Here is a 25,399-nt window from a genome sequence, read left to right as displayed (position 1 = left end):
CGTGCGGCGCGGGCTCCGGCCCGTGCCGTCGCCGTCGGCCGGGGGAGCCACCCGTCCGGGCGACGCGCGGCGCACCTGGCGTGCGGGAGGGCACGAACGGCGGCGGGGCGGGTACGTACGTTTCCATGACGCCTGAGCGAACTGACCCGGTGGTGCCCACGGCCACGTACCGGCTGCAGGTGCAGCCAGACTTCCCGTTCGGGGCCGCGGCGGCCGTCGTGCCGTATCTGGCCTCGCTCGGGGTCTCGCACCTGCACCTGTCCCCCGTCCTGGAGGCCGTGCCCGGCTCGGCGCACGGCTACGACGTCGTCGACCACGCGCGCGTGCGCGAGGAACTGGGCGGCGAGGAGGGGCTGCGGGCCCTGGCGCGCACCGCGCGGGAGCACGGGCTCGGCCTGGTGGTGGACATCGTCCCGAACCACATGGCCATGGCCCCGCGCCACAACCGGGCCCTGTGGGAGGTGCTGCGCGAGGGCCCGAAGTCGCCGTACGCGCGCTGGTTCGACATCGACTGGGAGGCCCAGGACGGCCAGGTGCTGCTGCCGGTGCTCGGCGGGCCGCTGGGCGAGGTGCTCGGGGAGCTGCGCGTCGACGGGGACGTTCTGCGCTACTACGACCACGTGTTCCCGCTGCGCGAGGGAACCGGGGACCTGCCGCTGCCGCACCTGCTGGACGCGCAGTGGTACCGCCCGGTGTGGTGGCGGCTGGCCCGCACCGAGCTGAACTACCGGCGGTTCTTCAGCATCTCGGAGCTCATCGGGGTGCGGGTGGAGGACCCCGAGGTGTTCGAGGCCACCCACGGCAAGATCCTCCAGTTGCTCCACGAGGGCGTGATCGACGGCTTGCGCGTCGACCACCCCGACGGCCTCGCCGACCCCGACGGCTACCTCCGGCGGCTGCACGAGGCGACGGGTGGCCGGTGGACGGTCGTGGAGAAGATCCTGGCCGACGGTGAGCGGCTGCCGGCCTCCTGGCCCGTCGCCGGGACCACCGGCTACGACGGGCTGCGGCACGTGGACGGGCTCTTCACGGACCCGGCCGGGTTCGGGGACCTCCTGGGGCAGTACCGGCGGTTCGCGGCGCCTCAGACGGACCGCGGGGGGCACTGGGAGGCGACGGTGCGGCGGGCTGCCTACAAGGTCCTCACGCACGAGCTGGCCACCGAGACGGACCGGCTGACCCGGGTGGCGGCCCGGCTCTGCGCGACCTCGCCGGAACCGGCCCTGCGCGACCGCGCGCCCTGGGCGCTGCGCACCGCGCTTCAGGAGCTCCTGGTCCGGATGGAGGTCTACCGGCCGTACGAGTCCGTCGACGCCGCCTGCGTGGTCACCGAGGAGGCCGCGGCCGAGGCCCGGCTCGCCTTCGCCGTGCCGGAGGAGGCCGGTGCGGTGGACGTCGTACGGGACCTGGTGCTGGGGCGGTACGGCGACGAGCCCGCGCAGGTGGAGTTCCGGACACGGTTCGCGCAGACCTCGTCGGCGCTGCGGGCGAAGTCCGTGGAGGACACGGCGTTCTACCGCTACGTGCCGCTGCTGTCGGCGACCGAGGTGGGCGGGAATCCGGGCGGTCCTGCGCTGTCGCCGGAGGAGTTCCACGCGTACTGCGCGCGCGTGCAGCGGGACTGGCCGGTGACCGGGACGGTCGTCTCGACGCACGACACCAAGCGCAGTGCCGACGTCCGGGCGGCGCTGAACGTGCTCACCGAGTGCCCGGACCGCTGGGCGGACGTCCTCGCCGAGGTGACGCGCACCGGCGAGGGCGTGCCGGACGCGCAACTGGCGTGGGCGGCCTGGCAGACGGTGTTCGGACTGGGCCCGGCGGACGCGGAGCGGGTGCGGGGGGCGCTGCTGAAGCACGTGCGCGAGGCGGGTCTGTACACGAGCTGGACCGAACAGGAGCCGCCGTACGAGGAGGCGGTGGCCCGGTTCGTGACGGCCGGGCCGTGCGGGACGCCGGGCGAGCGGGTCGCCGCGTTCCGCGACTCGCTCGAACGGCACATCCGGGCGAACGTGCTGGGCACGGCCCTGGTCCAGCTGTCGATGCCGGGGGTGCCGGACGTCTACCAGGGCACGGAGGCGGAGTACCGGGCCCTGGTGGACCCGGACAACCGGCGGGCGGTGGGCTTCCCGCCCGAGGTGTCCGGCGCGACGTCCGAGGAGAAGCTCAGGGTGACGCGCGCGGCACTCGCTCTGCGGGCACGGCGCCCCGGCGCCTTCGGCGACACGGCGACGTACACGCCCCTGACCGCCGAGGGCCCGGCGGCACGCCACTGTCTGGCGTTCGTCCGCTCCGGCGCGGCACTGACGGCCGTGACACGCCTTTCGCTGCGGCTCGAGGAGGCCGGTGGCTGGCAGGACACCCGGCTTCCGCTGCCGCCGGGGCGCTGGGCGGATGCCCTGGAGCCGGGGCGGGAGTTCACAGGGCACGCGCGTGTGGCGGACCTGCTCGGGCGGTCGCCGGTGGCTCTGCTGGAGCAGGTGGGCGAATGAGCCGGGGACGGGTGCCAGGCGCGTCCGCGACGGAACCGCCCCCTCCTCAGGGACGCCTCCCGGTCCCGGCGGGCCGTGCTTCCGGGCGCCCCGTGGAGGCTCCCCCGCCGCGCCCTTGACACCGTCCCACGGCCGTGGGGTACTGCGACTGCGAACTCGGGCGGATATGACGGGGGTGAGTGTCCTGCCGGAGCTGCGCTACCCGACGGTGACCGAACAGGTCTCTGCTGCCCGGGCGTTGACCGCTGAACGCCCCGGTGTCTGCACCCTTCGCCAGGTGGGTGCCTCCCGTGCGGGCCGGCCCCTGCATCTGCTGTCGGTGGGGCGCGCCCGCCGCGCGGTGCTGGTGGTCGCCGGCGCCCACGCCAACGAGCCGACGGGCTCCTGCACCCTGCTCGCGGTCGCCCGGAGGGTGCTGGAGGAGCGGCGGTTGCGCGACGGCATCTCCTGGCACTTCCTGCTGTGCGCGGACCCCGACGGGGCCAGCCTGCACGTGACGCCGGCGCCCCGCAGCCTGTTCGACTACCACCTCGGCTTCTTCCGTCCCGCGGGGCCGGAGCAGCCGGAGTGGGCGCCGTCCCTGCTGCCGCCCGACCGGCTGCCGCCCGAGACCAGGGCCCTGACCGGTGTCATCGACGAACTGCGCCCCTATCTCCAGGTGACGCTGCACGGCACGGACCTGGGCGGCAGCTGGGTGCAGCTGACCCGGGACGTGCCGGGGCTCGCCGAGCCGTTCGCCAAGTCCGCCGCCGAGCTGCACATCCCGGTCGAGACCGGCGCTTCGGACGCCGCGGGCTGGCCCGCCTCCGGACCGGGCGTCCATGTGATGCCCGCGCCGGGGATCGGACCGGCGTACCCGAGCCTGCCGGACGACGCGCGGCACAGCACCTGGTTCCACGCCCACCGGTACGGCGGTCTGACCGCGGTGGTCGAGGTGCCGATGTGGGCGAGCGACCTGGTGGACGACCCGGCTCCGCATCCGGCTCCGGCGGCGGCGATCGGGCGGCTCGCACGCCGGCTGCAACGGGACGCGCTGGAGGTGACGCGGGTGCTCGACGACGCCCTGCCCCGGCTCGCCGGCCCGGACGGGCCGTTGCTGCGGGCCGCCCGGTGGGGGCTGGAGCTGGTGCCGGGGCTGGCCTCGGACCTGCTCCACACTCCGCCCGCCGACCTCACCAGGGCGTACGTCGGCAGCGTGGACGCGTTCGCGCGCCGGGTGCCGCTGCGGGCGGCGGCCATGCTGCTGCGGGTGCTGCGCGGGACGGACGACCGGGCGGCGAAGCAGCTCGAAGAACTCGTCGCGACCTGGAGCGAGGCCTTCGCGGAACGTTTCCGCGCGCGCTGGGTGCCCTTGGAGCACCAGGTCGAGCACCAGTCCCGCACGGTGGTCGCAGCGGCGCTGCACGCGCGCGAGGGGGCGTCGTAGGCCCCTGGGCGGGGCCGGGGACCCACCTGGTGGTCGGACGCGTCATTCCCGCTGCATCGGCACCGCTGCCCCGGACTCCACTCCCGGCTCGCCCGAAGGGGCTCGCAGGCGCGGGTGCCGCGCGGCCAGTCCGAAGGCCGCGAGCACCACGCGCGCCTGGTACTCCGACTGGCGTGCCACCGGGATCCAGCGCGCCCCGCAGCCGTCGCGGTAGTCGGCGCACCACTCGTCGATCAGCCGGTCCAGCTCCGGCAGTGCCCCGGCCGGGTCGTGTCCGGCGGCCCGCACGAGCTGGTGCAGCAGCCCCGCGGTGCGCAGCGCCAGCCGCCGCCCGGAGATGCGCAGGGCGACCAGGTGGGCGGTGCTCAGGGGCGGGAGGGGGTGGGCGGTGCCGACGCCGGTGTCCGGGTCCCAGGCGTCGGCGAGGCCGGGGCAGACCAGTAAGTAGTCGTCGACCGGGGCGAGCAGACGCGCCGCGTCGGGCACGGCTGCGAGGTGCGGCCTGATCCGGGCCAGCAGGTGCCGCAGGAGGCCCGTGTCGTGGCGCAGGGTGCGGCTGACGGCCCGCAGCACCGCGTCCCGGTCCGCGGGCGGGGAACCGTCCGCCACGGCCGCCACGCCCCACATGGGCGCCTCGACGACCGCGGTGACGGTGCCGTGCCGGTACGGGTGGAACCAGGTCGACTCGACGGCGGCCTCCGTGATGGCCGCGGCCAGGTCGGCCCTGCGTGGCGGCGGGATCCGGTAGACGGCGTCCCCGAGGCCGGGCCAGTACAGGGCGTCGTAGGCGCCGAGCTCGCGGGGGATGCCGAGCCGGGCGGCGATGTGGGCGAGGCGCTGCGCGAGGCCGGGCAGATCGTGGGTGAGCTCGACGAATCCGCCGCCGATGTCGACGCCGTGCAGCGAGCACTGGAGGAACGGACGCAGCTCGTCCTGGACGTCGAGGAGTGCGCGGGTCTCGGGCAGTGCGGCGCCGGACGCGCCGTCGGGCAGCCATTCGGGCTGTTCCAGGAAGCCGGGCCGGAAGAAGTTCCGGAAGTACTGGCCGAGGGTGTAGGGGCCGGTCAGCCAGCCCTCGTTGCGGCGCAGTCCGTCCGGGTCGAGGCACAGCAGCAGGTTCCAGGTGGCGTCGGCGCCCTCGGTGAGCCGCGGGTCGGCCAGGGCGCGCTCGGCCAGGCGCAGCACGGTGGCGCCGCCGACGGGTTCGTTGGGATGGGGGCCGGCGACGACGAGGGCCTGACGGCCGCCGTGGCCGACGGAGAGCAGCCACATGGGCGTGCCCGCGCGGGAGGTGCCGACCCGGCGCAGCCGGGCGTCCCGGGGATGGCGGGCGACGAGGGCGGCGGCCCGGGCGCCCAGTTCGTCGACGGTCGGGTAGCGCGGGAGGGGCGGCAGGGCACACCTCCCCGGTTCGGTGCCGTCGGTTCACCACGTGTACATGGCGTACGCACAGTCAGTCACGACTTCCGGGGTACGTCAACACCGTGGGAGGCACAGGGTTTTGGCCACCCTCAGCGAGGCGACAGGCGGTAACGCCCAGGCCAGAGCTGAGGGAGGGCTTCGTTTCCGGTCAGGGTGCCGACAGCCGGAACGCCATCCGCCCGAAGCCGACCTGGTCGCCCTCGCGGACGACGGCGGCACCGACGACGCGCCGTCCGTTGACCGTGGTGCCGTTGGTGGAGCCGAGGTCGCGCAGGACCCACATCCCGCCCTGGTGGCGGAGTTCGGCGTGCACCCGGGAGACCGTCTCGTGGTTGAGGCGCAGTCCGCTGGCGGGGTCGCGCCCTATACGCAGCGGATGGCCGTGCGCGGGGTGGGGCAGCAGCAGCTTCGGGAGCCGCTCGGCCCGCCAGGCCCTGCGCAGCCGTACGGTGAACCCGGAGAGCGCCTCGACGGTGCCGAACACCGCGCGGGAGAAGCGGCTCTCCGTGGGCAGGTCTGCGGTGAGCACCGCCAGCTCGTCCGGGCGGCGGGCGGCGAGTGCCAGCTCCATGCGGTGGACGAACGTGTCGTGGGACAGGCGGCCCATGGCGACGCCGTCACGGAGCACCTTCAGCGCCCTGTCGCGCTCCGCGTCGGAGAGCCGCGCGGGGTACGTGTTGAACTCGAAGGACGACGTCACGTTGGTGATTCTCGGGCAGCGCGGCCGGGCTGTCCAGAAAACGGGAAAAGGGCCGCCACGCGCGCGTACCCGGCGACACCCGCCGCAAATGGGTGGATGCACCGGCGGATTGATCTCTTTTGACGCACCATGGACGGGCTACATCACGGTGAGCAGACGAAGGGGAACCGTCCGTGCAGTTCGAGGTGTGGGCACCGCAGGCAGACCGCGTGACGCTCCAGTGCGACGGCGTCACGCACGCGTTGGAACGCGATCCGGAACGGACGGGATGGTGGTGGGGCGAGGCGGATGCGCGCGACGGGTCACGCTACGGCTTCGCGCTGGACGACGGCCCCGTGCTGCCCGATCCGCGGTCGCGCCGGCAACCGGACGGCCCGGACGGGCTGAGCGCGGTCGTCGACCACCAGCGGTACGCCTGGCGCGCGGGGTGGCCGGGGCGACCGCTGCCCGGCGCGGTGCTGTACGAGCTGCACGTGGGGACGTACACCCGCGAGGGCACGCTGGACGCGGCCGCCGGGCGACTCGGCCATCTCGCCGAACTGGGCGTCACCCACGTGCAGCTGATGCCGCTGTGCCCCTTCCCGGGCACGCACGGCTGGGGGTACGAGGGCGTCTCCCTGTGGGCGGTGCACGAGCCCTACGGCGGGCCCGAGGCGCTGAAACGCTTCGTCGACCGGGCCCACGAACTCGGCCTGGGGGTGGTGCTCGACGTGGTGCACAACCACTTCGGGCCGTCGGGCAACTACCTGCCCGCCTTCGGGCCGTACCTGACGGACACGCACCACACGCCCTGGGGCTCCGCGGTCAACCTGGACGCGCCCGGCTCGGACGAGGTGCGCGCGTACCTGATCGGGAGCGCGCTGGCGTGGCTGCGCGACTACCGGATCGACGGACTGCGCCTGGACGCGGTGCACGCGCTGGTGGACACGCGCGCCCAGCACTTCCTGGAGGAGCTGTCGACGGCCGTGGACGCCCTGGCCGCCGAGGTGGACCGGCCGCTGTTCCTGGTCGCCGAGTCGGACCTGAACGACCCGCGGCTCGTCACCGCCCGGGGCGAGGGCGGCTTGGGGCTGCACGCGCAGTGGAACGACGACTTCCACCACGCCCTGCACACCACGCTGACCGGTGAAGCGCAGGGCTACTACGCCGACTTCGCGCGTGCTCCCCTCGCCGGGCTCGCCAAGACCCTGACCGGCGGCTGGTTCCACGACGGGACGTACTCGAGCTTCCGCGGGCGGCACCACGGGCGCCCCCTGGACCGGACGCGGGTGGCCGCCCACCGGCTCCTCGGCTACGCCCAGACCCACGACCAGGTCGGCAACCGCGCCCAGGGGGACCGGCTTTCGGCCCAGCTCTCCCCCGGACTGCTGGCCTGCGCGGCCACGCTGGTCCTGACGGCACCGTTCACGCCGATGCTCTTCATGGGCGAGGAGTGGGCGGCCGGCACGCCCTGGCAGTTCTTCACCGACCACACCGACCCGGAGCTGGCGGACGCCGTACGGCGGGGCAGGCGGCGGGAGTTCGCCGCGCACGGCTGGAAGGAGGAGGACGTGCCCGACCCGCAGGACCCGGCGACCTGGGACCGCTCCTGCCTCGACTGGTCCGAACCCGGTCGCGAGCCCCACGCGCGCGTGCTGGCCTGGTACCGGCAGCTCCTCGCGCTGCGCCGGGAGCAGCCCGACCTGACCGATCCCGACCTCGCCGACACCAAGGTGGCCCACGACGAGGAGCGCCGCTGGATCGCCTTCCGGCGCGGGGACGTCGTCGTGGCCGTGAACCTGGCGCCGGAACCGGCCGTGCTGTCGCTCGGCGTCCCGCACGCGCGCGTGCTGGCCGCGTGGGAGCCGGTGGAGACGCCCGGCGCGGACGGGGTCCTGCGGGTGCCCGGTGAGTCGGGCGTGGTGCTCGCGCAGTACTGAGCGCCGGGGAGGTCAGCCGAGCTTCGCGTCCTGCGCCTCGATCAGGGGCGCGAGGAGTTCCGGACTCGTGATGCGGGCGCCGCCGACCGCGGTGTAGACGGCGATGACGTCGGCGTGGCGTACGACCGTGGTGCGCACCGGCCGGGGCGTGCCGCCCTCCGGCGTGACGACGCCGCGGTAGGCGAGGGCCTCGTCGCCGGCCGAGGGGGTGTCCTCGGGCTCGAACGGGTCGTACAGCTCGGCGGCGCCGTTCGCCCTGACGGTGAAGCCGAGGGAACAGCCCCGCACGGCGTCGGTGAGGAGGCTGTCCATCGCCGTCACCGCCGCGCCCTTGTCGTAGGTGGCGAGAGTGACGTGGATGCGGGTGCCGGGGGCCTCCTTGGTCGCGACGACGCGGCTCAGGGAGGCCTGCGGCCTGCCGAGGGGCAGCTGGTGCGTCATGGCCGCCAGCGGGGTGCAGGCGTTGCCGGTGATCTCCTGCGCGGACCGGGCGAAGACGGACTTCCCCTCGGCCGCGTCGAACTTCCGCACGGAGTAGCCGGTGCCGAGGTCGGCCGCCGTGACCACGAGCGCGGTGAGGCGTTCCGCCGGGGTCGTCCGCGCCGGGGACGCCGTGGCGCCGGGCGTGGCTTTCACGGGGTCGCCAGAGCAGCCGGCCAGGCACGTGAGGGCGGCGGCGGTCAGCAGGGACGTCACCGCGACAGTGCGCTTCATGTGCGGAGAATAGCCGTACGGGACCTCGCCGCCCGACCCGTCAAAGGGCGTCGTCGGTGTCCCGCAGGTCCCTCACGCGTTCCAGCAGGATCGGCTCCCAGGCGTGCCGCAGCCGGGCCCGCGCCAGGGTGGTCCGGGCGGCGTCGCGGCTGTCGAGGGCCGCGGCGAGGTGGATGACGCTGTCGCAGCGGGCGAGCCACAGCCCGCGCAGGCAAGGCCGGGCACCGTAGCCGGCGAGGGTGGCGGCGCGTACGGCGGCGGGCGAGCCGACGGCGAGGGCGAGGCCCGCGATGTCCTCGGCGGGGTCGCCGACGACCGCGCCGGCCCAGCCGAGGACGCCGCGCACCCGCCCGTCGGCGCTGACCACGAGGTGCCCGCTCGTGAGGGCGCGGTGGGTGAGGACCACCGAGCCGGGCTGGGCGGCGAGCTGGGCCGCGGCGGCCGCGGTGAGCTGGTTCAGGCGGGCTGCGTCGAACTCGTCGGCGTCGGCGAGGCGTTCCGCGGAGCGTACGGCGGAGCGGCGCAGCGCCTCCAGGGAGCGCGGAGCGGTCCGCGGCACGCCGAGGGTCTCGGCCTGCCGGACCGGCACCTCGCGCAGGCCGGTGAGCAGTCCGGCCAGGTCGGCCTCGCCGACCGCGGACACGTCGTGCTCCTCCCCCGAGCCGCCCTGCACCCTGGTGTCCAGCGTGTAGGTCAGCCCGGGCGCCCACTCGCCCTGGGCCACGCTGGTCGGCACCGCCATCGGGACGTGCGGGCGGACGAGGTCGCGCAGCCGCAGTTCGCGGCGCTGGCGCAGGGTCGCCTCGCGGTCGAGGGCGAGCCGCAGCACATGGCGGGTGCCGACCCACCAGGTGGCGGGAGCGGCGCCGGCGGGCCGGACGTCGGGTCCGGCACCCGCCCTGCCCTGCTTGGTCTCCTTGCCGTCCCCGCTGTCCTTCAGCAGGGAACGGACCAGGTCGCGGACGGTGTCCGCGGAGGGTGTCGGTGCCTGGGTCATGGTCGCGCCGTTGCCGTTCGGGAGGCGTGCGGGGGACATCGGTGGCGTCACTCCACTATGACCAGCTCGCGGGAGGTGGTGTTCAGACGGCGTCCGCCGTCCTCGGTGACGGTCACGATGTCCTCGATGCGCACACCGAACCGGCCGGGCAGGTAGATGCCGGGTTCCACGGAGAAGCACATGCCGGGCACGAGGGGCTGCTCCTCGCCCTCGATCATGTACGGCGGCTCGTGGGTCGTGACGCCGATGCCGTGTCCGGTGCGGTGGATGAAGTACTCGCCGTATCCGGCGTCCGCGATGACCGCGCGGGCGGCCCGGTCGACGTCCTGGCAGGCGGCGCCCGGCCGCACGGCGCGAAAGCCCGCCTCCTGGGCCGCGCGCACCACGTCGTGCACCCGGCGTTCCTCGTCGGTGGGTTCGCCGACGTGGACCGTGCGGGAGGTGTCGGAGCCGTAGCCGCCGCGCAGGCCGCCGAAGTCGAGGACGACCATGTCGCCGCGTTCCATGACGCGGTCACCGGCCTCGTGGTGCGGGTCGGCCCCGTTCGGTCCGGAGGCGACGATGGTGAAGTCGACCGTCTCGTGCCCGTGCCGGCGCAGGTGCCGGTCGAGGTCCGCGGCCACCTCGGCTTCCCGACGGCCGGAGAAGCGGACGTTCCGGATCTCCTCGAAGGTCGCGTCGGCGGCGGCTCCCGCGGCCGCCATGAGGTCCAGTTCGGCCGCGTCCTTGACGGCACGCAGCATCGGCAGGGCCTCGGTGAGCGAGGTGTAGGAGCCGGCGGGCATCGCCTTCCGCAACGCCAGCAGGTGCAGCGCCCAGGCGTTGTCGCTGATGCCGAACCGGCCCGAGGCGTCGAGCAGGGCGGCGGTGGCGGCGTAGGGGTCCTTGCCGTCGGTCCAGTCGCGCAGGACCAGGGCGGACGCGCCGGGCGCCTTCCGCGCGTCCGGAGCCTCCAGGGCCGGGACGACGAGGACGGGGTCCTCGCCGGGGGCGATGACCAGCAGGGTGAGCCGTTCGGTGACCGCCGGAGGGGTGTAGCCGGTGAGCCACACCAGGTCCGGTCCCGGGGCCACCAGCAGGCCCGCCAGACCCGCCTCGGCGGCGGCCCGCGCGGCACGCTCCAGGCGGGCCCGGTAGTCGTCGGCGGTGAAGGGCGTGGCCGTGCTTCCGGTCATCCGGGCCTCCCAGGACGGGCGAAGGGGCTACGGGCAGCATCCTGCCCGTCCGGAGGGGGCAGCGCGAGCCGTCCGCGCACTTCGCCCGGGCACGCACGGCAGATACCTGTCCAGGCATCAACAGTAATGCCCGGCTGCCCCGCGTCCCCGCTGCGTCGCCCCGACCGGCCGGCCTCGTGGCGGCGCGGCCGACGAGCCGTGGGCGGGCGCTCAGGTGCTGACGGCCGGGACGACCGTCAGCTGCTGATAGCCGCCGCCGCGGTGCCGGACCGTCAGCCTGACCTCAGAGCCGGGGCGGGCGCGGGCGACGGCCCGGGCCAGGTCGGCGGCCGTGTCGATGCGGGTCGTGCCGAAGGCGAGGAGGACGTCGCCGCGCACCAGGCCCGCCGCGTGCCCGGGGCCGGGGACATGGATCCCGACGACCCGGGCTCCCGGCCTCCCGGCGTCCATGACCTGTACGCCGAGCGTCACGGCGGCGGGCGACGGCACGGTGGGGGACGGCGAGGGGCCGGAGAGCCACGGCAGGTGCCGCTCCCTCGGGTCGAGGATTCCGTCCTCGCCGATCACCGTGGCGCCCATGGCCCCCAGACCGACCCCGGACAGGACCAGGACCGCGCCGGCGAACGCGGCGAACAGCACGTTGAGGAGCCGCCGGCCGCGCCGCCGGGCGGCGTGCGGGCGCGGCCGGGCCGGCGGGGCGGCCCCGGTGGGAGGCGCAGCCCCGCCGGGCTCCTGACCCGGCATGGGTTTGGGTCGCAACGCGGTCTGTTCCATGGCTCCCCTCCGGATGCGCGGATCGTCTCCGGCGGATGCGGAACGATCACGGCAGGTGCTCTACCCGGCACATCGGCGCACCACGAGCCACGAACGAGTGAGACTGAACGGTGCCGGTGGGGGGCCTGGCGCGTTCAGCCCGTGTGGCCTTCCCCGTGGCCGCCGTGGGCACCGCCGTGGTCGAACTTCAGCACCTGGGACGGCATCACGACGAAGGGCCGCATCATGCCCATGTCCTCGTGCTCCAGCAGATGGCAGTGGTACATGAACCGGCCGTGCGCGCCGTCGAACTTCCCCATGACGCGCAGCATCTGGTTCCCGGGCACCCGGAAGACGTCCTTCCAGCCACGCTCGTTGGGGGCGAGCGGGACGGACGTGCCCGCGTCGTGGCGGATCGGCGTGCGCGTGCCGCCCACCGCCGGGTCGAAGCCCGACACGTCGTACGCGTCCCGGCCCATCAGCTGGAAGTCGGCCAGGTGGATGTGCATGGGGTGGACGATCGGCGCGAGGTTGAGGAAGCTCCACTGCTCGTGGCTGCCTTCGGCGACGGTGTAGCCGAGGGCGTCGTTGAACGTCCGTGCCGTACGCCGGTACGTCCGGGTCCTGCCGTCCGGCCCGGTGACCTGGATGACGCCGTCCGTGGGGACCTGGATGTCGCCCGGGAGCTCGACCTCCGCCATCTCCCAGATCTCGGGGTGGCCGCCGGCGCCCTTGGTGGCGGGCGGGGTGAGGACGACCAGGCGGTGGCCGTGCCCGATGTCGTGGGTGAGGCGGCGGAAGGAGCCGGAGAGCACTGTGGGCAGCTCGAAGGTGTCCGGCTCGCAGGTCTCACTGACCCTGAACTCCATGACGGCCGGGTACGGCACGTCACCGGCCGGATCCGGCACGCCGGGCGGCTGGTTGCGGCCCTTGTTGACCAGGCGCAGCGTCCGGCCCTCGAACCCCCGGAAGTCGGCCAGCAGGTCGAACCGCTCGGCCGGCGCGGCGGTCAGCGCCGGCAGGGTCTCGCCGAAGTCGACCGGGACGGGGCGCGGCAGCAGTCCGCCGTCGCTGCCGATCTGGTGGAGGACACCGGGGACCGGGTTGTTCTCCTCGTCGACGAGGACGAGGTCGTAGATGCGCGCGTTGGAGGCGTTGACCAGCCGGAACCGGTAGCAGGCCGCGTCGACGCCGGCGTACGGCCAGATACGGCCGTTGACCGTGGTGTACGGGCCGGTGAACGGGATGGAGACCGGCTTGCCCGTCTCCGGGTTCTTGTCCTGGACGATGACCGTCTTGTGCAGCAGCCGGCCGTTCAGACGGCCGTCCTCGTCGGTGTCGAGGTTGCGGTCGGCGAGCAGCAGCGGGATCTCCCGCTCCCCGCCCGGGAGACCGAGGGCGTCCTCCTCGTCGTCACGGACGAGGTAGGTGCCGTACAGGCCCGCCATCACGTTCCACCGGGTGATGTTCATGGCGTGGTCGTGGTACCACCACTGCACGGCCTGGTGGTCGTTCGGGTACTCGGAGAGCTGGGCGTCGCCGAAGGCGACCGCGTTGTCGGCCCAGCCGTCGTTGCCGCCGCCCGTCTGGGCGCCGTGCAGGTGGGTCACGGACCAGGCGGGCAGGGCCGCGACGTCCTTGTTCGGCTCGACGCCCTCGCGTCCCGGTTCGGTGCTGGCCTGCGGGCGGCCGTCCCGGCGCAGCTTCACCTCGACGGAGGTCACCGGGTACTCGCTGTCCTCGGGGATGCGGTTGGTCCAGGCGATGCGGACGCGCTGCCCGCGCCGGACCTCGATGGTCGGGCCCGGCACCTGCCCGTCGTAGCCCCACATCAGGGTCGGCGGGAGCTGCGGGTGCAGGCGCACCCAGGTCGGGCGCAGGGCGATCTCGGTCTCGCGCAGGACGTCGCCGGAGGCGGGACGCAGGACGGGCGGGACGGGCAGCGGCGCGACGTACGGCGTGAGGTCGGCCGGTGCGGGTGCCTGGGGCTGCCCCGTCTCCCCGGTGACGTCGGCAGGCTTGTCGATGATGTCGGTCAAGGTGAAACCCCCGTGTTGGTGCTTGTCTGTTCCCCTCACTCAGGAAGACCCCCGGAGCACCGCCGGGGGTTCCTCGATGTCCCGTTCCGGAGCGATCTGACTGGAAAACGCCCTCTCAGCCGAGAGCGGGCACGGGCACGGCGGGCGGCCGGTCCGGGAGGAAGCCGTGGGCGCGCCCGGACAGCCATGCGTCCTTGTAGCGGTCGACGTTCTGATGCCAGTTCAGGATGCTCGCCAGCCAGTTCCGCAGCTCCGTCACGTACTCCCCCATGACGGCGCGCCCCTCGTTCGTGAGCTGGAAGTCATTGTAGAGAACGGGCAGTTCGTGTTCCACGACATGCTCGAACTGGCGCATGCGCTGACTCATCAGATCGTGGACGACGACGAGGGCGGCCGGGTAGTCGCAGCCGAAGAACGACTGCACGACGAGGATCGCGTTGTGGATCTCGCCCTCGTACTCGATCTCCTTCTGGTACGAGAAGACGTCGTTGAGCAGGCAGACGAAGTCGATCGCGGCGTTCTCCAGCGAGCGGACCGGGCCGCTGCGGTAGATCTCGGGCGGGACGGCCGGGCCGTGGCCCATCCTGGCCAGGCTCAGGGTGAGGTCGGAGCCGAAGGTCGCGCGGCGCATCTCCAGGTAGTCGACCGGGTCGGGGACGCGGTTCTGGAGCTGGTTGGACAGCTCCCACACCCAGCTCTCGGTCATGGCGTCGACCGCGTCCTTCAGGGGGCGCCGCTGCTCGGGCGTCATCCCCGCGGTGGTGCGCAGCCACAGGTCGACCAGGCCGCGCTCCAGGGCGCCGGCCGGGGCCGGCGGCTCCTCACCGGCGAGCGGCATGCAGGCGGAGAGGCGTGCCGTGGTCAGCCGGGCGGCGGCCAGGTCGCGGCGGCGGCCGTGGACCAGCGGGTAGTAGTCGTCGCCGTAGGTGCCCCAGGCGAGCCACTGTGCGCTGAGGCCGAGTGCCTCGGGCGTGGCGTCCGGGTCGAGGCCCGCCGAGCAGAGCGCGAGGTCGCAGGCCCTGAGTTTGTCCTCGTCCCAGACGCCCTCGGCGAGGATGCCCATGCGCTCCGCCCAGTCGCGCAGACTCCGGCGGGCGTCGTCCAGGTGCGGGCTGAGCTCCAGCGGGAACGGCATGCGGATCTCGGGGATTTGGGCGGGGCCGACCTTCTGGTACGGCACGTGCGTGTAGGAGCGCAGCCTCCCCCACTGCCCGGAAGGCGTGGGAGGTGCCCCCATGGCTCCGGCCGTGGCGAGCAGGGCGCGGACGTCGGCCGCGGAGGTGCCGATGCCGGTGAACCCCGGCCATGGGCCGCCGCCGCGCACGGCGTTGTCGTTCATGTAGCGGCTGGAGCGCAGATGCCACTCGTGGCCGCCGGACTGCCAGTCCTGGAGTCCCTTGGTGTACGCCGCCACGGCCACGATCTCGTCCGGGGTGAGGCCCTTCTCCAGGGCCACCGCGGGCACTTCGGTGAACGCCGTGTGCTCGAACTGGTGGAGGCGGGAGGTCAGGACGTCGTTGACGGTGTCGGCGGCCTCCTGCGTGGTGCAGCCGAAGAAGGTCTCCAGGACGAGCACGCCGTTGCTGTTCTCACCCTCCTCCTCCACCTCCCGCTGGTAGGAGAACAGGTCGTTGCGCAGGTGCACGGCGTCGGAGAACGTCTCCATCAGCACCCGCAGCGGCCTGGACCCCGCGACGGACTCGGGCACTTCGGCGGTCGCGTACTCCACGAGCCCGGCCGACCAGGGTGCGCCGCCCACCTTGCGGCGCATCTCGATGTACTCGACGGGGTTGGCGATCCGCCCCTCGTTGATGTTGGACAGCTCCCACATGGACTCGTCGAGCAGGTGCTCGGTCGCCACGGCGAAGCGGCGGCGCCAGTCCTGGGACATCTTCGGCACCGTACGCGCCCACAGGTCGGCGAGGCCCGCCTCCACCGGGTTCTCCGGTTCCGGTACGGGAGTCGAGAGGTCCAGCGGCATGAACAGGGGCAGCCGGTCCAGGTGGGCCTTGCCGGCGACGCGGTCCTGGCTCCGCTTGTACCTCTCCAGGAAGTGGTCGTCGAAGAAGAAGACCCACACGTACCAGTCGGTGATGAGGGAGAGGGCGGGGGCGTCGCAGTCGGGGTGGGTGTAGGCGCACAGCAGGCCGTAGTCGTGTGCGTGCAGGTCGGCCTGCTCCCAGACGCCGGACCCCTCCAGCATGCCCATCTCGCGCGCCCAGTGCGTCGAGTGGGCCCGGGCCTCGTCGACATGGGGGTTCAGGCGCGCGGGGTGCGGCAGGTAGAAATGCGGGAGTTCGAACGGCTGCGTCATGGCCGGGGCCCTACCCGGCGCCCCGTGGCCGCATCCGCGGGGTGGGACATGGTCACACCATCGCGTGAATCACCACCTGGCCTCGGCGGCGCCCGTGCCCGCTACCCGGGGACCCTCACCTGGATCAGCGCGTGGGTGCCGCTGGTGCGCCAGCGCTGGTCCTCCGCGGCGACCAGCTCGGATTCCGTACGGCTGTCGAGGCCGGTGATCACGTCGGACTTCAGGGTGCGCAGGGCGGCGACCGGGCCGGGGAAGTAGGCCGTGACGTCCGGGAAGGGGGTCGTCGGGGCCCACAGCCGGTCGCCCACGAGGCGGCGGTAGTTGAGGTCGCCCTTGACGATCGTCAGCGTGGCCGAGGCGAACTCGGCGCGCAGGTCCCCGGGCATCTCCTGGTACGGCAGCGGGGCGCTGGAGAAGGGGTGGGCTCGCAGGACGAGACGGCCGTCGCCCAGGGCGGACCACAGCCGGCGTCCGTACGCGGCGGCCGCTCCCCCGGCACCGGTGAGGCGGCGCAGTGCGTCGACGACGTCGGCGGTGGTGGCGTCGGAGACGTAGTAGGGGTACGGCTTGACGTGCAGGACCGCCCGTCCGATGCGGCCGGCGGCCAGGAGGTGGGCGATGAGGAGCAGATCGGGGACGAGTTCGCGGCCCGCGTTGTCGGCGACCAGGCACAGAGTCCGGTTGCCGCTGTCCGGGCCTTCGGCGTCGAGGAGCGACCAGAGCGTCTCGCTGTCGTCGGCGACCAGGCCCGGCGCTGCGTCGGCGGCCTGTGCGCCTTCGGCGGAGAGCCGGAAGCCGAGGTCGGCGCGGTTGCCCCAGAGGGAGCCGTGCAGGAGGGCCTGTGCCTGTTCACCGGCGGGCCGGTGGGCGAGGTCGTCCAGTGCGGCCAGTTCCTCGTCGGTCTCGTGGGAGTCGAGCTCGGCGAGTTTGGAGGGGCGGAAGGGGTCGATGCCCTGCCAGGGGCCGGGGCCGAAGTAGCCGACCGCCTGGAGCAGTCGGCGGTAGAACCAGCTCTCGGACCAAAGCCATGGCACGTCGAACCAGGACCGGCCGGCGTACTCGCGCAGTCCCCAGGTCTCCCAGAGGTCGCGGTCGTGCGCGTCGGCGGGGAGCGGTTCGATCTCGCCCTTGGTGCAGTTCGCCAGCAGTTCGTCGAGTGCGCGGTGCTGTCCGGGTTCGTACGGGAAGGCCTCACGCACCTGCCGGATGATCGCGGGGTGCCGCTCGGCCAGCACGCTGTGGGGGAAGGAGCCCGGCTGGTTGCCGAGGAGGACGGGTGCGGATGCGGTGTCGGGCATGCGGCTCACGGTAGCGCGCGGGTTCCTTGTCCCCGGCCTGCCCCTTCGGAGCGGCGCGCGTTCCCGTTCGGACCGCCGCGGGTTCCGTTCAGACCGGCGCGAGTTCGCGTTCCAGGCGGGCCGCGAGGCTCAGGTAGCGGGCACGGCGGGTCACCGGGACCAGGCCCCGGATCAGTATGTTCCACATCTCGGCCGTCCGGCGCGGCTGGCGGGCGACGGGCTCGCGGGAGCGCCCGACGACCCGGGTGCCGACGAAGAAACAGACCAGGGAGTGGGCCACCACGTCGATGTCGATGTCCGGGTGGACGTCGGCCTCCTTGACCGCGGCGACGAGCCGGGCCGTGACGATGTCCAGCCACTCCGTGAACGGGTGGCTGAGCGGCGGGCGGGGCCGGATCCCCCCGGTGGCGAGCCGCAGACCGGCCCGCAGGACCGGGTCCTCGACGGACATACGGGTGATGCCGAACGTGAGGCGCATCAGCGCCTCCAGGGAGGTGTGGCCGCGGCTGTCGGTCTCCGTCGCCAGCCGGCGGGCGGTGCGCGACTGGATTTCGAGGATCGCGTGCGCGAGATCCTCCTTCGCGGCGAAGTGGAAGTACAGGGCACCCTTGGTGACCGACGCGTGCTCCACGATGTCGCTGAGACTGGTCGATTCGTAGCCGCGACGGTCGAACAGGTCAGCGGCGGCCGTGATGATCGTCGAGCGGGTCTGCTCGGCTCGCAACTGCCTCACCATCGACTGAACTCTCCCGGGACGGAAATGAACGGGTCATGCCGTTTGTTTTTACCCCGTGTACACGATAACTCACCCTGGGACGGCGCTCATCACACCAGTGTGCCGGAGTGCGGGGGCACATCCGGCAAAACAAGCGCAACCGGTGAAAGAAAACAGCGCGTTCGGTATCTAACTGTGGGGGTTGTGCGGCCAGACGTAAAGACGGGCCGGCAGGTGCCCATCCGCACCTGCCGGCCCGCCCGCTCGTGGCTGGATCCGTTCAGCGTTCCCGTGCCGGGATCAGAAGGTCAGCTTCCAGCTGTTCAGCGTGCCCGTGTCCTGCGCCGCGGTGTCCTGGACGCGCAGCTTCCAGGTGCCGTTCGCGCTCTCGCTCGACGCGTTCACCGTGTACGTGGTCTTCACGTCGTCGGCGGAGTCCGAGGCGGCGGACTTCAGACGGTACGCCGAACCGTCCGGCGCGACGAGGTCGATGACGACGTCGCCGCGGTAGGTGTGGGTGATGTCGACGCCGACCTGGAGGGCCGACGGGGCGTTGCCGCTGCGGCCGGTGACGCTGATCGGCGACTCGACGGCCGCGCCGTTGTCCGGGATGGCCACGGCCGTGGTGCTGGAGAAGGTCGTGCCGGTGGACGTACCGCCCTTGACGGCCTGGACCGTCTTGGCGGCGTCCGCGAGGCCGGCGCCGCAGCCGCCGGAGCAGGTGCCGGGCAGGGCACGCGCGTTGGTCTTGATGGCCGACTCGATCTGCGCCGGGGTGAGGGCGGAGTTCGCCGACTTCACCAGCGCGGCGAGGCCCGCGACGTGCGGGGTGGCCATGCTGGTGCCCTGGTAGTAGGCGTAGTTCTCGCTCGACGGCGTCTTGGTGCCGGAGTTCAGCGTGGACAGGATGCCGTTGGCGGTGCCGGTGCGGGTCTCACCGCCGGGGGCGGCGATGTCGACGAGCGAGCCGTAGTTGGAGTACGAGGCACGGCTGCCGGCGCGGTTGGTCGCGGCGACCGCGATGACGTTGTTGCAGTTCGCCGGGGAGGCGTTGGAGACGTTCTGGTTCTCGTTGCCGGCCGCGACGACGACCGTGGTGCCGCGGTTCACGGCGCCGGTGATGGCGCTCTGGGTGGCGCTGGAGCAGGCGCCGCCCCCGCCGAGGCTCATGTTGATGACCTTGGCGACGTTGGTGTTGGCCGGCACGCCGGAGACGGTGCCGCCGGACGCCCAGGTGATGGCGTCGATGATGTCGGAGTCGTAGCCACCGCACTTGCCGAGGACGCGGACCGGCGAGATCTTCGCGCCGTGGGCGATACCGGCGACACCCTTGCCGTTGTTGGTGGCGGCGGCGATGGTTCCGGCCACGTGGGTGCCGTGCCAGGAGGAGCCGGAGGCGGCGATGCCCTGGCCGCACTCGTTGTCGTTGTACCAGTCGCCCGGGTCGGCCGGGTTGCTGTCACGGCCGTTGCCGTCGACGGAGACGGCGGTGTCGGAGATGAAGTCGTAACCGGCGACGATGTTCGCGGCCAGGTCGGAGTGGGTGACGTAGCCGGTGTCGATGACGGCGACGGTGACGCCGGTGCCGGTGGTGGTGTCCCAGGCGGCCGGGACGTTCATGCCGGCGGTGGACTCGAACAGGTCCCACTGCTTGGAGTACTCGGTGTCGTTGGGGGTGACGGCCGTCGGCTTGTTGAGGCGGTCCGGGACGACGTAGGCGACCTGCGGGTCGGCCTGGTACTGGGCGACGACGTCGGCGACGTCCGCCCGGGTGGGGTCGGTGCCCAGCTCGACGAGGGCGGCGCCGGTGCCGAGGCGGCGCTGGAAGTCGACGTGCTCGCCGGTCTTCTCGGCCTTGGCCTGGGCGTCGGCGGCCGCGGCCTTGTTCGACTTGGCCTCGGTGGCGCCGGACTTGTAGCCGACGATGAGCCGCTCGGCGGGGGTGCCGGGGGCGGCCTCGGTCCGGTCGGCCGGAACCGCGGCGGCCCGGGTGGAGGCGGACTCCTGGGCGACGGCGACCGAGGCGGGGGCGGCGGTCAGCAGGGCGGCGGAGACGACGGCGACGGATATCAGCTTCCGTCTGAGCTCTGGGGAGGTACGCACGCTCGTTGCCTTTCGATACCGGGCTCCGGGCTGCGCGCGGAGCGGCGGTGGACGCGCTTCGTCGTCGAAGCGGAGGGGGGTGGTTCGACAAGCGACGCGATGGCCGGCCAGGCGTGTGGGGAGCGACCCGTTCGGGGTTACCTGTGGGTCAGCTGCGCTCGAACGATAGGCAAAGGGAAGGTCACCGGGATACGGGGGAAACCCTCGATCCGGCCGGAAAACCCCCCTGCATGGCGGCCAGTTGGGTGCGAATGGCCCGTTTTCGATCGGGTCGTGGCGGGGTGAACACGCCGGGCCGTTTTCCCGTACTGCACTTCCGACCACTCCCGCCCCGGCCGAGGAGACGCAGACGGATGCGCCGAACGACCACACACCGCGCCGCACTCGCGGCCGCCCTCGTCACCCCGCTGCTGCTGCCGCTGTGGACGGCGGGCCCGGCGCGGGCGCACGGCGCGCCGACCGATCCGCTGAGCCGGGTGGTGGCCTGCTCCCCGGAAGGCGGGGACGACGCCGGCTCGGCGGCGTGCCGGGCGGCCGTCGCCGCGAACGGCGCGCCCTTCACGGCGTGGGACAACCTGCGGGTGGCGAACGTCGACGGCCGGGACCGGCAGGTCGTCCCCGACGGGAAGCTGTGCAGCGGAGGGCTGCCGGACTACAAGGGCCTCGACCTCGCCCGCACGGACTGGCCGGCGACCCGGGTCACGCCCGGAGCGACGCTGAACATGCGGTACGTCTCGACGATCCCGCACACCGGCACGTTCCGGATGTACCTGACGAAGCCCGGCTACGACCCGGCCGGGCCGCTGTCCTGGTCCGACCTGCCCGAGAAGCCGTTCGCCGAGGTGACGGACCCGGAGCTGACGGACGGCGCGTACCGCTTCGAGGCGACCCTGCCGTCCGACCGGACCGGGCGGCACGTGCTGTACACGGTCTGGCAGAACAGCAGCACGCCCGACACGTACTACTCGTGCTCGGACGTGGTGTTCCCGGAGGCGGAGAAGACGGAGGCGGAGAAGAAGGACGGAGCGAAGGGGACGGCGGAGAAGAAGGAGGCGGGAGAGGAGAAGGCAGGAAAGGAGGAGGCGGAGAAGGGGGCGGGAGAGAAGAAGGAGACACGGAAGGGGCTGGAGGACAACGCCGAGGGCGCCACCCCGGCGGCCTCCTCCTCCACCCCCTCCTCGGGCCCGTCCACGCCCATGCTGGCGGGCGGCGCCGCCGCGGTGCTGGTGCTCACCGGCGGCGCCGCCCTGGTGCTACGGCTGCGTCGGCGCTGAACCGGCGCCGCTCAGCGCTCAGTTGACGTCGACGGCGACACCGTTCGCGGTCACCGGGGCGTACTTGGCGGTGAAGAAGGCGTTGGCGAAGCACAGCGACGAGCCGGACACCTTCGTGAACTGCTGGTTGGTGAAGGCGATGCTGTGGTCGGCGTTGCCCGCCTTGCCGGTCAGGCCGGGCGCCCGGTAGACGCAGTTGATGGTGCCGAGCAGGGTGCGCAGCTTGACCGTGGACTGGACGGTGGAGCCCGCGGGCGGGGTCACGGAGACGGTGCCGTCGGAGGACACGCTGGTGGTGTAGGGCAGGTTGTCGACGGTGATGCCGCTGACGCCGAGCACACCGACCACGTTGGTGGTACAGCCGCTGGTGTCGAAGGTGTGCGAGGTCAGGGACTCGGTGGCGGTGCCGGGGGCGGCCGGGTTGCCGGTGACCGTGGCGGAGAACGCCGACGAGGTGCACGAGATGCCGCTGGCGCCGGTGGCGCTGGAGTAGAAGGTGGCGGCGGTGCCGCTCGCCAGGGACGCGTTGAGGACGTCCCCGACCGCGACGGCCGCGCCGCCCGCGGTCAGGACCGGGGTGTCGGCCGCCGAGGCGGGGGTGGCGAGACCCAGGGCGGCGACGGCGGTGAGGGTGAGGAGGGTGCGCGTACGCATGCGGGTGTACCTCTTTCTGTGAAGCGGGGGGAGGGTGGGGACGCGGGTGCGCGTCCGCCGCCGCCGGCCCGTCACGCCTTCTCCGTACGTGACGGGCCGGCAACGGCAGGCCGGTCACCGTCCGGAGGCCCGCACGGGACGCGGCTCCGGACGGGCCGGGTGGGGGGGGGTGGCTGGTGGCACGTCTCCCGAGGGAGGGGACCGTGCCGGGGCCGTGGAGGGTCGGACTCGGGCGGTAGAAAGCCCGTGCGGAGACACCGGGCGGCGGGAGTTCCCGTGCGGGACGGGCGGTCCGGGACACGCGGACGGCGCCGCGCGGCGGATCCGGCGCCACGGATCCGGTGAGACGAGGAGAGTTGTAGACCTACTCGTCAGTCAACGTCAAGGCTTCGCAGGGGAGTTGTGCGTGCGCTGAGCCTTCCCCGGGAGTGGCGACTCACATGCGGCGCACATTCAACACTCTTTGTTCACACTTCCCTTGACCCTTCATGTAACCCCCGGTAACTTCCGAGTCGGCTACTGCGGCGTAACGAGCAAGCCCTTGCAACCGCCGGGAGTTGCGGGGAGACGTGCGTACGCGGTCGGTGTCCGCGCCAGGGCAACGTGCCACCGAAGTCCGATCCGCACCGACATGCACCTGGAGCAGACATGACCTCCTCCGCCGAGCACAGCCCCGAAAGACCGGACGGCGCCGCCGCGCCGGACGTCAGTGATGCCCCCGCGCGACGGGGACGGGTCCGGGCACGCCGGGCCGCGGTGATGGCGGTGCCGGCCACCCTGGTCGCCGCCGGACTCGCGGTCATGACCGCCGAGGGGGCGCTGGGCGTGCAGTTCGCCATCTCCGGCATGCCGTTCACGGTCACCGCCACCGATCTGAAGGGCACCGGCTTCGCACAGTTCGGCGACCTGAGGGAGATGGCCGAGGGCAGCCCGAACGCGGGTGACACCGGTGGCCAGGTGCTGGTCGTCAAGTCCGTGATCAAGGACGCCACGCTCACCAAGCTGTGCCAGAGCGTGGACCTGGGCGGCACGAACCTCCTCATCAAGGCGGGTGGCGGTGCGAAGAAGGTCAGGGCCACCGACCTGACGACCGACTCGACGGAGCTGTCCGGCGACGCCGCGTTCAAGAACATCGAGATCGGCAACGACGCCAGCAAGCTCAACAAGGCCGGTCCGCTGGGCAAGGGGCCGATCGGTGTGTTCAGCCAGCAGTCGGACACCGTGCGCATCAAGAACCTGCGGCAGACCAACTACGCCACGACGGCAGGTGTGTTCAAGCTGCCCGGGCTGAAGCTGAGCTTCAGCGAGAAGGGGTGCTGATGCCCGACGGTTCGCCCGGCGGGTTCCGGCCCGCGTTCCGCCGGTGGCGGGCCGGCCGGCCGTTCTGGGGCGGGCTGCTGCTCGCCCTGGGCGGGGCGGAGGTGCTGCTCACCCTGAAGGCGTCGCTCGCCGTCATCATGCACGTCGGCATGCAGGGGCTGGCCGGCTACCTGCTGCCGACCGTGATGCTGCTGTGCGGCGTACTGATCCTCTTCAGCCCGGCCCAGCGCCTCTTCTACTCGATCATCGGCGTGCTGGTCTCCCTGGGCACCTGGATGACCTCGAACCTGGGCGGCTTCTTCGTGGGTCTGCTGCTGGGCGTCGTCGGCAGCTGCCTCACCTTCGGCTGGCTCCCGGACCAGGAGCCGCGCGTCAGCCGGCGCAAGCGCAGGAAGGAGGCGCGGGCCGCGAAGGCGGTGGCTCGGCCCCTGGAGCGCGAAGCAAGCCAGACCGCCTGAAACAAGCCAGTGATCGGCCATCCCCTGGCGTCGCCCCGCCGCGGCCACTTGGCTGGACGGGGCGCGCTCTCCCCCACGACGTGCGGGCGCGCCACGCGAACGACCGCCAGGACAGGGAGAGTCCGATGGAGTTCACCCGCCCGATTGTGATCGACCCGACCGGCCGCGACATCCACGGCGAGGCCACCCGGATCCGCGAGCGCGGACCCGTCACCCCCGTCGAGCTCCCCCACGGCGTCCCGGCCTGGGCGGTCAGCAGCACCCCGCTGCTGAAGCGGCTGCTCACCGACCCGCGGGTGTCGAAGGACCCGCGCCGGCACTGGCAGCGCTGGATCGACGGCGAGGTCTCACCCGACTGGCCGCTGTACACCTGGGTCGCGGTGCAGAGCATGTTCACGGCCTACGGCACCGAGCACAAGCGGCTGCGCACCCTCGTCTCCAAGGCGTTCACCGCCCGCCGCACCGCCGCGTTGCGGCCGCGGATCGAGGAGATCACCGGGGCGCTGCTCGACCGGGTCGCCAAGGCCGGGGCCGGCGCTGACGCGGACGGCCACGCGGTCGATCTGCGGGAGGAGTTCTGCTATCCGCTGCCCATCCAGGTCATCGGCGAACTGCTCGGTCTGCCGGAGGAGCTGGGGACCGAACTGCGGGCCGTGGTGGACGGCGTCTTCCACACCTCGGCCGACGCCGCCGAAGTCACCGACATCTACGCCCGGTTCTACGCCGTCCTCGGTGAACTCGTCGCCGCGAAACGGTCGTCGCCCGGCGACGACCTGACCTCCGCGCTGATCGCGGCCCACGAGGAGGAGAGCGGCACCCGGCTGAGCGAGCAGGAACTGCTCGACACACTGATGCTGGTGATCAGCGCCGGCCACGAGACGACGGTCAACCTGCTCGACAACGCCGTCCACGCGCTGCTCACCCACCCCGCCCAGCTCGCGCACGTCCGCGACGGCCGGGCCACCTGGGACGACGTGATCGAGGAGACCCTGCGGGCCGAGGCACCGGTGGCCAGCCTGCCGCTGCGGTACGCCGTCGAGGACCTCCCGCTCGGTGAACTGGGCGGCCCGGACGGCGCGGTGATCCGCAAGGGCGAGGCGATCCTCGCCTCCTACGCCGCCGCCGGGCGCGACCCGGAGCAGCACGACCCGGCCGCCGCCGCGTTCGACGTCACCCGCGCGGCGAAGGACCATCTGGCCTTCGGCTACGGCGTCCACCACTGCCTGGGTGCCCCGCTCGGCCGGCTGGAGGCCCGCGTGGCCCTGCCGGCCCTGTTCGAACGCTTCCCCGGCCTCACCCTCGCCGTGCCCTCGGACGAGCTGCGGCCGGTGGACTCGTTCATCTCCCACGGCCATCGGTCGCTGCCGGTCCTGACGGGCTGACGGACGGCCCGGAGGGCGTCGGATCTTCGGCGCCCTCCTCCTTCAGTGCCCTCGCCTCGCTCTTGAGGATCCGCATCGAGCGGCCCAGCGATCGTGCCGCGTCCGGCAGTTTCTTCGATCCGAACAGGACGATGACGACGATCGCCACGATCAGCAGGTGCCAGGGCTCCAGTCCGTTGCGCAGCACGTCATGCCCTCCCTCTCTTCAATAGTTGCTACATTGCGCAACTGTACAACCCTCGGGCGA

General features: G+C 72.9%; 20 protein-coding genes. 7 read left to right on the top strand and 13 right to left on the bottom strand.

Features of this window, described 5'->3' with window-relative positions; all coding sequences use genetic code 11:
* Nucleotides 1-125 precede the first annotated feature (125 nt).
* Both treY and ABEA82_RS24670 read left to right on the top strand, forming a co-directional pair.
* The gene (treY, locus tag ABEA82_RS24675) at nucleotides 126-2,489 is read left to right on the top strand and encodes a malto-oligosyltrehalose synthase (protein ID WP_345663802.1); all 2,364 of its coding nucleotides are present in this window, start codon (nucleotides 126-128) and stop codon (nucleotides 2,487-2,489) included.
* A 175-nt stretch (nucleotides 2,490-2,664) separates the two neighbouring features.
* Nucleotides 2,665-3,915 (top strand): M14 family zinc carboxypeptidase, encoded by a 1,251-nt coding sequence (locus ABEA82_RS24670; protein WP_345663801.1) that lies wholly within the window; start codon nucleotides 2,665-2,667, stop codon nucleotides 3,913-3,915.
* Nucleotides 3,916-3,957: 42 nt separating this feature from the next.
* Here the strand turns inward: ABEA82_RS24670 and ABEA82_RS24665 are convergent, their stop codons facing one another.
* Nucleotides 3,958-5,274, bottom strand: coding sequence for a M14 family zinc carboxypeptidase (locus tag ABEA82_RS24665; RefSeq protein WP_423656678.1), 1,317 nt, complete (start codon nucleotides 5,272-5,274; stop codon nucleotides 3,958-3,960).
* 211 nt (nucleotides 5,275-5,485) lie between these two features.
* Nucleotides 5,486-6,037 carry an FHA domain-containing protein gene (locus ABEA82_RS24660; RefSeq protein ID WP_345663800.1) on the bottom strand — a complete coding sequence of 184 codons (552 nt, stop codon included), beginning with the start codon at nucleotides 6,035-6,037 and terminating at the stop codon, nucleotides 5,486-5,488.
* A gap of 173 nt (nucleotides 6,038-6,210) precedes the next feature.
* Between ABEA82_RS24660 and treZ the strand changes: the two genes are divergently transcribed.
* Nucleotides 6,211-7,956, top strand: coding sequence for a malto-oligosyltrehalose trehalohydrolase (treZ, locus tag ABEA82_RS24655; protein WP_345663799.1), 1,746 nt, complete (start codon nucleotides 6,211-6,213; stop codon nucleotides 7,954-7,956).
* 12 nt (nucleotides 7,957-7,968) lie between these two features.
* Here treZ and ABEA82_RS24650 read toward each other — a convergent pair whose 3' ends face one another.
* From ABEA82_RS24650 to ABEA82_RS24610, 9 genes are all read right to left on the bottom strand, one after another.
* The gene (locus tag ABEA82_RS24650; protein WP_345663798.1) at nucleotides 7,969-8,670 is read right to left on the bottom strand and encodes a hypothetical protein; all 702 of its coding nucleotides are present in this window, start codon (nucleotides 8,668-8,670) and stop codon (nucleotides 7,969-7,971) included.
* Between the two features lie 40 nt (nucleotides 8,671-8,710).
* Nucleotides 8,711-9,667 (bottom strand): aminoglycoside phosphotransferase family protein, encoded by a 957-nt coding sequence (locus tag ABEA82_RS24645; protein ID WP_345663911.1) that lies wholly within the window; start codon nucleotides 9,665-9,667, stop codon nucleotides 8,711-8,713.
* Between the two features lie 47 nt (nucleotides 9,668-9,714).
* Nucleotides 9,715-10,842: an aminopeptidase P family protein gene (locus tag ABEA82_RS24640; protein WP_345663797.1), complete on the bottom strand. Its 1,128-nt coding sequence runs from the start codon at nucleotides 10,840-10,842 to the stop codon at nucleotides 9,715-9,717.
* 210 nt (nucleotides 10,843-11,052) lie between these two features.
* Nucleotides 11,053-11,616 (bottom strand): PDZ domain-containing protein, encoded by a 564-nt coding sequence (locus tag ABEA82_RS24635; RefSeq protein ID WP_345663796.1) that lies wholly within the window; start codon nucleotides 11,614-11,616, stop codon nucleotides 11,053-11,055.
* Nucleotides 11,617-11,750: 134 nt separating this feature from the next.
* Complete coding sequence (gene phsA, locus ABEA82_RS24630; protein ID WP_345663795.1) at nucleotides 11,751-13,634, bottom strand: O-aminophenol oxidase PhsA; 1,884 nt, start codon at nucleotides 13,632-13,634, stop codon at nucleotides 11,751-11,753.
* Nucleotides 13,635-13,749: 115 nt separating this feature from the next.
* The gene (gene cyc2 / locus ABEA82_RS24625) at nucleotides 13,750-15,948 is read right to left on the bottom strand and encodes a germacradienol/geosmin synthase Cyc2 (protein ID WP_345663794.1); all 2,199 of its coding nucleotides are present in this window, start codon (nucleotides 15,946-15,948) and stop codon (nucleotides 13,750-13,752) included.
* A gap of 101 nt (nucleotides 15,949-16,049) precedes the next feature.
* On the bottom strand, nucleotides 16,050-17,246 hold the full coding sequence (locus ABEA82_RS24620) for a damage-control phosphatase ARMT1 family protein (RefSeq protein WP_345663793.1): 1,197 nt from the start codon (nucleotides 17,244-17,246) through the stop codon (nucleotides 16,050-16,052).
* 88 nt (nucleotides 17,247-17,334) lie between these two features.
* Complete coding sequence (locus tag ABEA82_RS24615) at nucleotides 17,335-17,982, bottom strand: ScbR family autoregulator-binding transcription factor (RefSeq protein ID WP_003993800.1); 648 nt, start codon at nucleotides 17,980-17,982, stop codon at nucleotides 17,335-17,337.
* A 279-nt stretch (nucleotides 17,983-18,261) separates the two neighbouring features.
* Nucleotides 18,262-20,064 carry a S8 family peptidase gene (locus ABEA82_RS24610; RefSeq protein ID WP_345663792.1) on the bottom strand — a complete coding sequence of 601 codons (1,803 nt, stop codon included), beginning with the start codon at nucleotides 20,062-20,064 and terminating at the stop codon, nucleotides 18,262-18,264.
* 353 nt (nucleotides 20,065-20,417) lie between these two features.
* On the opposite strand from ABEA82_RS24610, the gene ABEA82_RS24605 reads away from it, so the two are divergent.
* On the top strand, nucleotides 20,418-21,338 hold the full coding sequence (locus ABEA82_RS24605) for a lytic polysaccharide monooxygenase auxiliary activity family 9 protein (RefSeq protein ID WP_345663791.1): 921 nt from the start codon (nucleotides 20,418-20,420) through the stop codon (nucleotides 21,336-21,338).
* A gap of 18 nt (nucleotides 21,339-21,356) precedes the next feature.
* Here the strand turns inward: ABEA82_RS24605 and ABEA82_RS24600 are convergent, their stop codons facing one another.
* On the bottom strand, nucleotides 21,357-21,992 hold the full coding sequence (locus ABEA82_RS24600) for a Tat pathway signal sequence domain protein (protein WP_345663790.1): 636 nt from the start codon (nucleotides 21,990-21,992) through the stop codon (nucleotides 21,357-21,359).
* A gap of 648 nt (nucleotides 21,993-22,640) precedes the next feature.
* Here ABEA82_RS24600 and ABEA82_RS24595 point away from each other — a divergent pair.
* From ABEA82_RS24595 to ABEA82_RS24585, 3 genes are all read left to right on the top strand, one after another.
* A complete protein-coding gene (locus tag ABEA82_RS24595) occupies nucleotides 22,641-23,312 on the top strand; it encodes a DUF6230 family protein (RefSeq protein WP_345663789.1) in 672 nt (223 codons plus the stop codon).
* Complete coding sequence (locus tag ABEA82_RS24590) at nucleotides 23,312-23,770, top strand: DUF6114 domain-containing protein (protein WP_345663788.1); 459 nt, start codon at nucleotides 23,312-23,314, stop codon at nucleotides 23,768-23,770. Before ABEA82_RS24595 ends, ABEA82_RS24590 begins: the two co-directional genes overlap by 1 nt.
* 125 nt (nucleotides 23,771-23,895) lie before the next feature.
* Nucleotides 23,896-25,152, top strand: a complete 1,257-nt coding sequence (locus ABEA82_RS24585) for a cytochrome P450 family protein (RefSeq protein WP_345663787.1) — start codon at nucleotides 23,896-23,898, stop codon at nucleotides 25,150-25,152.
* Here the strand turns inward: ABEA82_RS24585 and tatA are convergent.
* Entirely contained in the window at nucleotides 25,109-25,339 is a 231-nt protein-coding gene (gene tatA, locus ABEA82_RS24580; RefSeq protein WP_345663786.1) for a Sec-independent protein translocase subunit TatA, read from the bottom strand. The genes ABEA82_RS24585 and tatA overlap by 44 nt on opposite strands.
* Between the last annotated feature and the right edge of the window lie 60 nt (nucleotides 25,340-25,399).

It is taken from the genome of Streptomyces venetus (assembly GCF_039540295.1).
Taxonomy (GTDB): domain Bacteria; phylum Actinomycetota; class Actinomycetes; order Streptomycetales; family Streptomycetaceae; genus Streptomyces; species Streptomyces venetus.
Note: the sequence above shows the minus strand (reverse complement) of the source record. Positions and strands in the feature narration are given on the sequence as shown.

Bases quoted from the DNA above. Each gene is read 5' to 3' on its own strand.
- treY (WP_345663802.1), top strand. From the start codon at position 126: ATGACGCCTGAGCGAACTGACCCGGTGGTGCCCACGGCCACGTACCGG.
- ABEA82_RS24650 (WP_345663798.1), bottom strand. From the start codon at position 8,670: ATGAAGCGCACTGTCGCGGTGACGTCCCTGCTGACCGCCGCCGCCCTC.
- ABEA82_RS24645 (WP_345663911.1), bottom strand. From the start codon at position 9,667: ATGACCCAGGCACCGACACCCTCCGCGGACACCGTCCGCGACCTGGTC.
- ABEA82_RS24640 (WP_345663797.1), bottom strand. From the start codon at position 10,842: ATGACCGGAAGCACGGCCACGCCCTTCACCGCCGACGACTACCGGGCC.
- ABEA82_RS24635 (WP_345663796.1), bottom strand. From the start codon at position 11,616: ATGGAACAGACCGCGTTGCGACCCAAACCCATGCCGGGTCAGGAGCCC.
- cyc2 (WP_345663794.1), bottom strand. From the start codon at position 15,948: ATGACGCAGCCGTTCGAACTCCCGCATTTCTACCTGCCGCACCCCGCG.
- ABEA82_RS24620 (WP_345663793.1), bottom strand. From the start codon at position 17,246: ATGCCCGACACCGCATCCGCACCCGTCCTCCTCGGCAACCAGCCGGGC.
- ABEA82_RS24615 (WP_003993800.1), bottom strand. From the start codon at position 17,982: ATGGTGAGGCAGTTGCGAGCCGAGCAGACCCGCTCGACGATCATCACG.
- ABEA82_RS24605 (WP_345663791.1), top strand. From the start codon at position 20,418: ATGCGCCGAACGACCACACACCGCGCCGCACTCGCGGCCGCCCTCGTC.
- ABEA82_RS24600 (WP_345663790.1), bottom strand. From the start codon at position 21,992: ATGCGTACGCGCACCCTCCTCACCCTCACCGCCGTCGCCGCCCTGGGT.
- ABEA82_RS24595 (WP_345663789.1), top strand. From the start codon at position 22,641: ATGACCTCCTCCGCCGAGCACAGCCCCGAAAGACCGGACGGCGCCGCC.
- ABEA82_RS24590 (WP_345663788.1), top strand. From the start codon at position 23,312: ATGCCCGACGGTTCGCCCGGCGGGTTCCGGCCCGCGTTCCGCCGGTGG.
- ABEA82_RS24585 (WP_345663787.1), top strand. From the start codon at position 23,896: ATGGAGTTCACCCGCCCGATTGTGATCGACCCGACCGGCCGCGACATC.